Source organism: Geminicoccus sp. (assembly GCF_035556675.1).
In the GTDB taxonomy this organism is placed as follows: domain Bacteria; phylum Pseudomonadota; class Alphaproteobacteria; order Geminicoccales; family Geminicoccaceae; genus Geminicoccus.
This window is the reverse complement of record NZ_DATMFZ010000139.1, coordinates 1-8,107: the sequence shown is the minus strand read 5'-3', so window position 1 is coordinate 8,107 and position 8,107 is coordinate 1. Positions and strand designations below refer to the sequence as shown.

The 8,107-nt window shown below is 67.3% G+C and carries 7 protein-coding genes; 2 read left to right on the top strand and 5 right to left on the bottom strand.

What is annotated here, in order from left to right:
- From VNS22_RS10760 to VNS22_RS10750, 3 genes are all read right to left on the bottom strand, one after another.
- On the bottom strand, positions 1 to 990 hold a 990-nt coding region (locus VNS22_RS10760; protein ID WP_325732237.1), incomplete at its 3' end, for a histone deacetylase family protein.
- Complete coding sequence (locus VNS22_RS10755; protein ID WP_325732235.1) at positions 987 to 1,889, bottom strand: nitrilase-related carbon-nitrogen hydrolase; 903 nt, start codon at positions 1,887 to 1,889, stop codon at positions 987 to 989. The genes VNS22_RS10760 and VNS22_RS10755, both read right to left, overlap by 4 nt.
- An 88-nt stretch (positions 1,890 to 1,977) precedes the next feature.
- Positions 1,978 to 3,570: a sulfatase-like hydrolase/transferase gene (locus VNS22_RS10750; RefSeq protein WP_325732233.1), complete on the bottom strand. Its 1,593-nt coding sequence runs from the start codon at positions 3,568 to 3,570 to the stop codon at positions 1,978 to 1,980.
- Positions 3,571 to 3,916: 346 nt separating this feature from the next.
- Here VNS22_RS10750 and VNS22_RS10745 point away from each other — a divergent pair, with 346 nt between their 5' ends.
- Positions 3,917 to 5,209, top strand: coding sequence for a glycosyltransferase family 87 protein (locus VNS22_RS10745; protein WP_325732231.1), 1,293 nt, complete (start codon positions 3,917 to 3,919; stop codon positions 5,207 to 5,209).
- Positions 5,210 to 5,239: 30 nt separating this feature from the next.
- On the opposite strand, the gene VNS22_RS10740 is transcribed toward VNS22_RS10745, so the two are convergent.
- Both VNS22_RS10740 and VNS22_RS10735 read right to left on the bottom strand, forming a co-directional pair.
- Complete coding sequence (locus VNS22_RS10740; protein ID WP_325732229.1) at positions 5,240 to 5,791, bottom strand: regulatory protein RecX; 552 nt, start codon at positions 5,789 to 5,791, stop codon at positions 5,240 to 5,242.
- Positions 5,788 to 6,801, bottom strand: a complete 1,014-nt coding sequence (locus tag VNS22_RS10735) for an extracellular solute-binding protein (RefSeq protein ID WP_349261765.1) — start codon at positions 6,799 to 6,801, stop codon at positions 5,788 to 5,790. The genes VNS22_RS10740 and VNS22_RS10735 overlap by 4 nt, the downstream gene beginning before the upstream one ends.
- 370 nt (positions 6,802 to 7,171) lie before the next feature.
- On the opposite strand from VNS22_RS10735, the gene VNS22_RS10730 reads away from it, so the two are divergent.
- A partial coding sequence (locus VNS22_RS10730) for an alpha/beta hydrolase family protein (protein ID WP_325732225.1) occupies positions 7,172 to 8,107 on the top strand: 936 nt, incomplete at its 3' end.

Genomic DNA, 8,107 nt, shown 5'->3' with positions numbered 1-8,107 from the left:
GCCGATTTCAGCCACCGCATAGCCACCTTCCATCACGAACAGGGTCGGTAGGCCGAGCTTCGCGATGCGCTGGCCGATCAGCGGGAAGTGCTCGCTTTCCAGCCGGAACTGCGAGATCGGGTCGTCCTTGAACGTGTCCACACCCAGGGAAACGACCAGGGCGTCCGGGGCGAACTCCGTGATCTTCCGGCAGCCGGTCTCCAGCGCCTCGCTCCACAGCGGCCAGCCGGTCCCCCAGCGCAGCGGCAGGTTGAGATTGTGGCCTTCGCCCGGCCCCGCACCCGTCTCGTCGGCATGGCCCAGGAAATGGGGATATTCCTGTTTCGGGTCGGCATGGATGTTGATCAGCAGCACATCGGCCCGGTCGTAGAAGATTTCCTGGGTGCCGTTGCCGTGATGGTAGTCGACATCCAGGATCGCGACCCGCCCGGCGCCATGGTCGCGCAGAAACTGCGCGGCGATCGCGGCATTATTGAAGTAGCAGTAGCCGCCGAAGAAGTCGCTGCCGGCATGGTGCCCGGGCGGGCGGCAGAGCGAGAAGGCCGCGCGCTCTTCGCCGGACGCGATCAGGGCCGCGCCCGTGAGTGCTACGTCGGCCGAGGCACGGATCGCCTGCCAGGTGCCGGCGGTGATCGGCGTACCGGCATCGATCGAGTAGTAGCCGAGCTTGCCGTCGATCGTCTCGGGCAGCACCCGGCGCATGCCCGGCACCGGCCAGACCAGCGGCAGGGCGTCGTAAGGGCCGCGCTGGGCGGTCCATTCGGCCCAGGCCGTTTCCAGGAAGGCCACATAGTCAGGCTTGTGCACCCTCCGGATCGGCTCCAGGCCGAAGCTCTGCGGCGGCTCCACCGGGCCGATCCCACGTTCCTCGATCCGGGCCTTCACCAGGAAGGCGCGCTCCGGCTTCTCGAAGCAGGGCTGGAGCTTGCCGTCGATCAGCTCGGACTGGCCATGATGGCGCGCATGATCCGGGCTGTAGATCGTCCTCACCCGCCGACCTCCACTTCCTCCAGGCTGACATGGCCGCCGGACCAGGGACCCGGCCAGACCTCGAACGCACGCTCGCGGCGCAGGCGGCGGATCTCGCCGACCGGCAGGTCCTTGGCGATCAGCATGTCGCCGCCCCGCTCGCGCGGCTCCAGGAAGGCGAATACGCCGGTGTCGCCGAACGCCGCCTCGCATGGGCCGTACACGGCAGCACCGCTGAAATTGGTGCGCGGCACCTCCAGCGGAATCGTGCCGACGCAGCCGACCACGCCCACCAGTGCCCCCAGCTCGATCGCGCGCGCCTTGGCGCAGCCGAACACCCGGTAATAGCCGGACCGCTTGGCCGTGTTGGACGGGACCAGCAGGAGGTCGATATCAGCCTGGCCCAGGATCGGGGACAAAGCCGGCAGCTCGCTGTCCAGGCAGATCAGGATGGCGATGCGCAGGCCCCGCCAGGTGACCACCTTGAGGGTCGAGCCCGGGAACAGCGCCCAGTCGTCCGGATCCTTCTCGGACGGGACCAGGCAGAGCTTGTCCTGGGTGAACAGCGTGCCGTCCGGGAAGAGGAGATGCGCGCGATTGACCATGCCCGAGCCGTTGAGCGGCCGGGCCGACCAGGTGCCGGCGAGCAGGGCTACGCCGTGCTTGGCCGGCAGGTCGCGCACCTTGGCGAGCAGGCCGGCGCCGCTCTCGGCCATGAAGCCCGGCTCGGCGGTGGGGGCTGGCGGGGTGGTCGCCCAGAGCAGGGTCTGCTCGACGTTCCACTCAGGCAACACCAGGATGGACGCGCCGGCCGCGGCTGCCTCGGCCATCCGTGCATCGATCCGCTCTGCCAGCTCGTCCAGGTCGCCCGGCAGGTCGCCCGCGTCATAGGCCCAAAGGGCCAGGCCGATCCGTTCCAAGGCAATCTCCCAAGGTCTGCTGGAGCGCCACGGCTATAACCGTGCTGCCGCGACGGTCAAAGGTAGGGGGCCGGCAGCGCGTCCCATCTCAGCGTGGCTGTGCTGCCGACACACCGTCCAGCACTGTCGCTTCGGTCCGGCACGGGCGGTGAAGCTGCTCTGGCGTCAGGACGATCTGTCGCGCCGGTTCTTTCCAGCCGGCAAACACGCTGCGGCTGGGCAGCAGTTCCAGATTGGTGTCCAAATAGGTGTTGAACACCAGCCGGTAAAGGTTCGTGAGGTTCAGGTCGGGCGGCAGCTCCAGCCGCCCGTCGCTCGAATAGACCGCCAGCAGCGGCGAGAAGCGCTCGAACAGGCAGCTCCGCTCTACCGAATCCTGGTCGAAATGGAGCCCGCCGCCATGGTCGCCATGGATGATGATCAGCTTGGGATCCGGGACCCGTTCCACCAGCCGCTTCGCGTAGCGGAGCACCAATTCGTTGGTGAAGGTCAGCTTGTCGACATAGCCGTCCCGATAGATCCGGCGCCGCCCAGGTTCGTCCTTGGTGAAGTGCGATCCGTCGCGCAGGCCGGACGAGCCCCCGGCCGGTGCCACGTGCCTGCCCTGCGGGTCGACATCGAATGGCGGATGGGGGGCAAGTACGTGGACATAGAGAAAGAAGGGTGGTGTCAGGCCGTTCTCGTAGGGTTGCTCGAACATCGCCCGGTCCAGGCTCGGCAGACCGAGGCCGAGAAGTTGCGCGACATTGTCGAGCAGGGTCTCCTCCAGCAGGACCTTCTCGAAGTTGCTGAGCGCGTAGGGGGCCAGCAACCGGTCGACCCGGTCCATCCGCACCGGATCGTAGCGCACGTCGAAGGCCGCGGTCTGATAGCCGAGCCTGCCGAGAGCGGTCATCACCGGGTTGTGCCGAAACCGCTCCGAAAGTGCCTGGCGCAGGTCGGCTGGCTGCTCGGCGGGCAGGAGGTCCTCCAGATAACTGCCCGAGAGCACGCTGCTCATCACCAGCAGGGTCTGGTTGTACGGCGCGGTCGCCTGCCCGGCGATCTCGAAGCCGAGCCCGCGCAGCCCGTCCAGGAACGGCCGGTTGTCGAAGCCGTAGAGCTCGGCCAGCACGTCCTGCCGCCCGTAGCCGTCCAGTACGATATGTACGATGCTGGGCGGCTGGCCGATAGGACTGGCCGCGCTGAACGGGGCATCTTGCTCCCGCTCGGCTGCCGGGTGGCGCCCGGCGGTGAAGGCCTGGGCCTCCTGCTCGACCAGGGGCGCCAGCGGAAAGGCCAGCATGATCAGCGTCGCCAGGTTGGCGATGCGTGCCATATCCGGTCCGGGCCGTGCGAACAGGAGGATCGGAGCGATCAGGACGAGCAGGCCGGCCAGGACGTAGAGCGGCGGCGGAGGCGCCATCGCCAGGCCGATCAGCCCGTCGAATACGGGGTCCAGGGTCTTGAAGTAGCAGACCAGGACGATGCCGAGCGCGGTCCACAGGGCGGCGCGGTGCAGGTCGCGCAGCAGCAGCCAGAGCACGCCCATTGCCAGGAGAGTGCAGGCCACGCCCACCAGGACCGGCCGCACCGCCACGCCGGCCTCGGGCACGGCGAGGCTGCGAGTCAGCAGAAAGAGAGGAAAATGGGCGGCGAGCAGCAGGGGGTAGAGCGGCAGCGCTGACAGTTTTTGGAACAAGGTTGCCTCCCCCTCGGGCAGTTGACGACAGCCCGATGACAGCGGGCCCGATCGACCGAGAGACGTCAACATTCCGATTGTGGCGGCACATGGGTATGTCTTGGGCGCAGGGCGGCGGTGATGCCGGTGAAAGCGGTTGTGGATCCAGCCGTGGCGGCCTCATCCTGGACGGAACATTTCTCCAGGTCGTTGCGTTGGATGCTTTCGAGCCCCGCCATCGAGGCCGATGGCGTCCGCACCCTTCGCGGCCGGGAGTTCTCATGAGGATCGCAGGCGGCAGACTGCCACGACGCGGACCGTCCACATGATGCCGGCCTGACGACGTCCCCTGGTCAGGATCGGCTGCGTGCTGCTCATCCTCCTCGGCATCGTCGGGATCATCCGCAACGGTGTACTGCCCGGGGACCGCGCCTTTTTCGACTTCAAGGTCTTCTGCGCTGCCGGGGAGCTCTGGCGCGAGCGCGTGTTACCGTATGACGCGACCAGGTTCTGGGCCGAACTCTCCAGGTTCAGCCCGGAGAGCCGTGAGCACAATCGCAAGCTCCAGGCGATCCATGTCTATCCGCCCCAGGCCTCGGCCTTCTTTGCGCTGCTCACCCGGCTGCCGATCGAACGTGCTGCCCGCATGCTGCTCGCAGCCAACGTCGCCCTGACGGTGCTGGTGCTGCTGATGATGGGGCGGATCCTGTCGTGGTTCCGGCCGATCGGGCTGGTGGAACTCGCCTTTCTCGCGACCCTCCCGAGCGTTGGGCTCTACATCAACCTGCGCAACTCGCAGTGGGGGATCCTGGTCCTGGCTCTCCTGCTCGCCAGCTTCATGCTCGAGCGGAGCGGTCGGCGTGGGGCTGCCGGCCTCGCCCTGGCGCTGACATCCTTCAAGCCGTCGTTCATGCCGCTGTTCGCGCTGTACCACCTCCTGCGCGGGAACTGGCGCTTCGTGGCGGCAGCAGCCCTGGGTCTGGCCGCCCTGAGCATTTTACCGCTGATCCTCACCGGGCAGCCGCCACTGACCAGGCTGCTGGAGTTCCAGCATGCCCTGGCGCTGCGCGACGCACCCGGCGAGTTCCTGTCGACCCATCCGCGCGAACGGTTCACGATCAACTACAACATGATCCATCTGGAGGCGCTGCTGCTGCGCCTGTTCGGCGGGCCGTCGGCTCTGGCCAGCGCCACGGTGACGCTGGCTTCGGTGGCGATGGTGGCTGGCACGGCCTGGGTGCTGCGGCAGGCGCCACGCACGGAGCAGGATCACCTCCTGGATTTCGCGATCGTCTCCGCTCTGTCGGCGGTAGTGATCTACCACCGCATCTATGACCTGTTCCTCCTGTCCCCTGGATTCTTATGCCTCTACCTGCGGGCCGCCGGCGACGTGGAGCAGCGCGGCCGCTGGCTCTGGCTCTGGCTCTGGGCCGGCGTCCTCATAGCCTTCCTGCTGCTGTGCACCCGCTTCAACGGCTGGGCGACGGGCTGGGTATCCGCGACGCCCCAGCTGCGCGACTCCCCGCAGGCTCGCGCCCTGCTGCCCATGCCCTGGCTGGTCATGGCGATGCTGCTGGCGTTGCTGCAACTTCGCCGCTCGCCGGCTGGCCTCGCAGCCAGGCAGCTGGATCATCGCCAGGATGCCCGTCAGCCCGCATAGGGCTGACGACGCTGCAGGATGTCTGCCGATCTAGCCCAGCTCGTCCTCCGGCTCGTCCAGCGCCGCACGGGCGACGTCCGGGGGGAAACCGTGGCGCAGGAGGCGGGCGAGGTCGGCCTGGCGGTTGGGCGCGCGCTCGGGTTCGGGCCGGTGCCAGCCCAGGCGGCGCTTGCGCACGAAGGTGCGGGCGGCCGCGAGCTCGGGCTCGGGAATCTCGTCGGCGACGGCCTCCAGGGCGGCGTCCGCCGTGTCCCGATCCACCCCCTGGCGGGCCATGTGGTGACGGATGCCCAGCCGGGACACGCCGCGCCCGACCAGGCTGCGACCGCGCCCGCGGGCGAACGCGGCGTCGTCGACATAGCCGAGTTCCACCAGGCGCTCGAGCGCCAGCTCCACCGGGCGCTGGTCGAGTTCGGCCGGGTCGGCGCCCGGCTCGGGCGGACGGAGCTTGGCCAGCCGGCGCAGGAGGATGCGCCGGACCGAGGCCTGGCTCGCCGAGATCCGCGCCAGATAGCGCAGCCCGGCGGTCACCAGCTCGCGGACGATCCTGGCCTCGTCCTGGTCCGGCAGGCCGTCGCTCACTTCTTCAGGCGCGTGAACACCCGGTTGCGCAACTCGCGGGTCTTTTGCGAGCAGTCGCGCGCGGGCCTGAGGCGGTCGGCATACTCGTTGGGCATGACCACGGCCGGGTCGCTGCTCAGCGCCTCGTCCATGAACTCGGCCGAGCCCTCGATGGCGTTGTTGTAGCCGGTGAAGTTGGAGGCCTGCGCGATGTTCTCGGGCTTCATCACCCAGGCGAGGAACTTCTTCGCTCCCTCCTGGTTCGGCGCACCCTTCGGGATGACGAAATTATCCTGCCACATCGAGATCCCCTCCTTGGGGTAGACGTAGACCAGGCTCGGCAACTGCTCCTTGGTGCGGTGCGCGGCACCGTTCCACTGCTGGTGCATGATCACCTCCTTGGCGATCATCCGCTCGATCGTGCCGTCCGACTGGTACATGGCCAGCACCGGCTTCTGCTTCTCCAGCACCGCCAGGATCTTCTGCGCGTCCTCGGTCGATTCGCTGCACTGGTCCAGGCCCAGATAGAAGGCGGCGGCGTTCCAGAGCTCGATCTCGTCGTTCAGCGCCGCGACCTGGCCGTTGAGCTCGGCCGGCGGCTCGAAGAACGACTTCCAGCTTTCCTCCAGCTTGCCGCCCGGCACCCGCTCGCTGTCATAGCTGAACCCGGTGGTCCCCCACATGTAGGGCACGCTGTACTTGCGGCCGGGGTCGAACCAGGGGTCGGCGAAGTTGGCCTGGATGTTGGCGAAGGTCTCCAGGGTCGAGGCGTCGAACGGCTCCAGCAGGTCGGCCTGGATCATGGTTGAGACCATGTAGTCGCTCGGCACCACGATGTCGTAGCCGCTGGCGCCGGCCTGCAGCTTGGCGAGCAGGGTCTCGTTGGAATCGTAGACGTCCAGTACGACGCTGGTGCCGGTCTCCTGCTCGAACTTCTTCAGGAGTTCCGGTGGGAAATAGTTGCTCCAGTTGTAGAAGTTCACTGTGTCCGCGTGAGCGGCTCCACTCGCCGCGCCCAGCGCCACGACCATGGCTGCCGTCGTCGCCACCAGCCTGTTGCTCACCTGTCCGTCCCCATCGCCCGTTCGTGCATGGGCCGATCTTGGCCCTGGAAGGGATGGGACGGAAGGCGGTTCATGGCTGGAGGCGTGGCTGCTTCCAGTGACCCGGCCGACGGTTCGCCGGACACGACCATCCGCACTGCGCGACAGCTTGCTCGCTTCCGGCAACACCTGAGTCGAGCTGTGCCATTTCTGGCAAAGCCAAGCTGGACGCTGGCTTGCTGCCAGTAAAAATTCGGCCTCGGCTATACCGAGGCAGAAGAACTCGTGACGATGCGGCCGGGACGGCGGCATCGTCGGAATTTGCTTTGCGCTCGTGGACACAGGCCCGGAGAGAATGATGTCGCCATTTGCACGGCTTGCCGCGCTTCTCGCCCTGCTGCTCGGCATTGCCAGCGCCACGCCCACGGCCCGTGCCCAGGAGGGCGAGCCGGTCCGGCTCGCGTCGGGCATCAGTTACCAGCTTATCACGCGCTGGGACGTGGACCGCCTGAACCAGATCCTGGAGGTCGATACGCAGGCGTTTGCCGGGATCGCGACGCGCTACACCCCGGCCATCAACGCGGTCCGGCTGTTTCGCGTCTCCTATCCATCCGTGATCCCGGAGCATGGCAACCGGCCCACCGTCGCCACCGGCCTCCTGGCGGTGCCCGAGGTGGAAGGGACGGCCCTGCCGATGGTCTCCTACCAGCACGGCACGGTGTACGGCAAAGAGGAGGTGCCTTCCTTCCCCGAGCAGTCGCCCGAGACTCAGCTGATGATCGCGCAGTTCGCGGGCCAGGGCTACCTGCTGATCGGGGCCGACTATTTCGGCATGGGCCAGTCCGAGGAGCCGGAAGGCTACATGGTGAAGGGCAGCCACCAGCAGGCGACCTTCGACATGCTGATGGCCAGCCGCGCCGTTCTGGCAGACCTGAAGCTCGACAATGACAAGCTGTTCCTGGCCGGCTGGTCGCAGGGTGGCTTCGTCACCATGGCCTTCCTGGAGAAGCTCGAGCAGGCCGACGTGCCGGTGCAGGCGGCCGCCACGGCGAGCGCGCCGGTAGATGTCTTCGTAGCGCTCAACGGCTTCCTCAACTTCCCACGGAAGAACGACGCGTCCTGGGTGACGACGCTGTTCATCCTGTCGTCCTTTTCGTTCGAGCACTATTACGGCGTGCCGGGGCTGGCGCGGTCGCTCATCAACGACGAGCATTACGAGATCTCGCGCAAGGCTTATGAGCGGCAGCCCTTCGATCCGGCAGACGTCCCGACTGACTTGCACCGGCTGATCCGC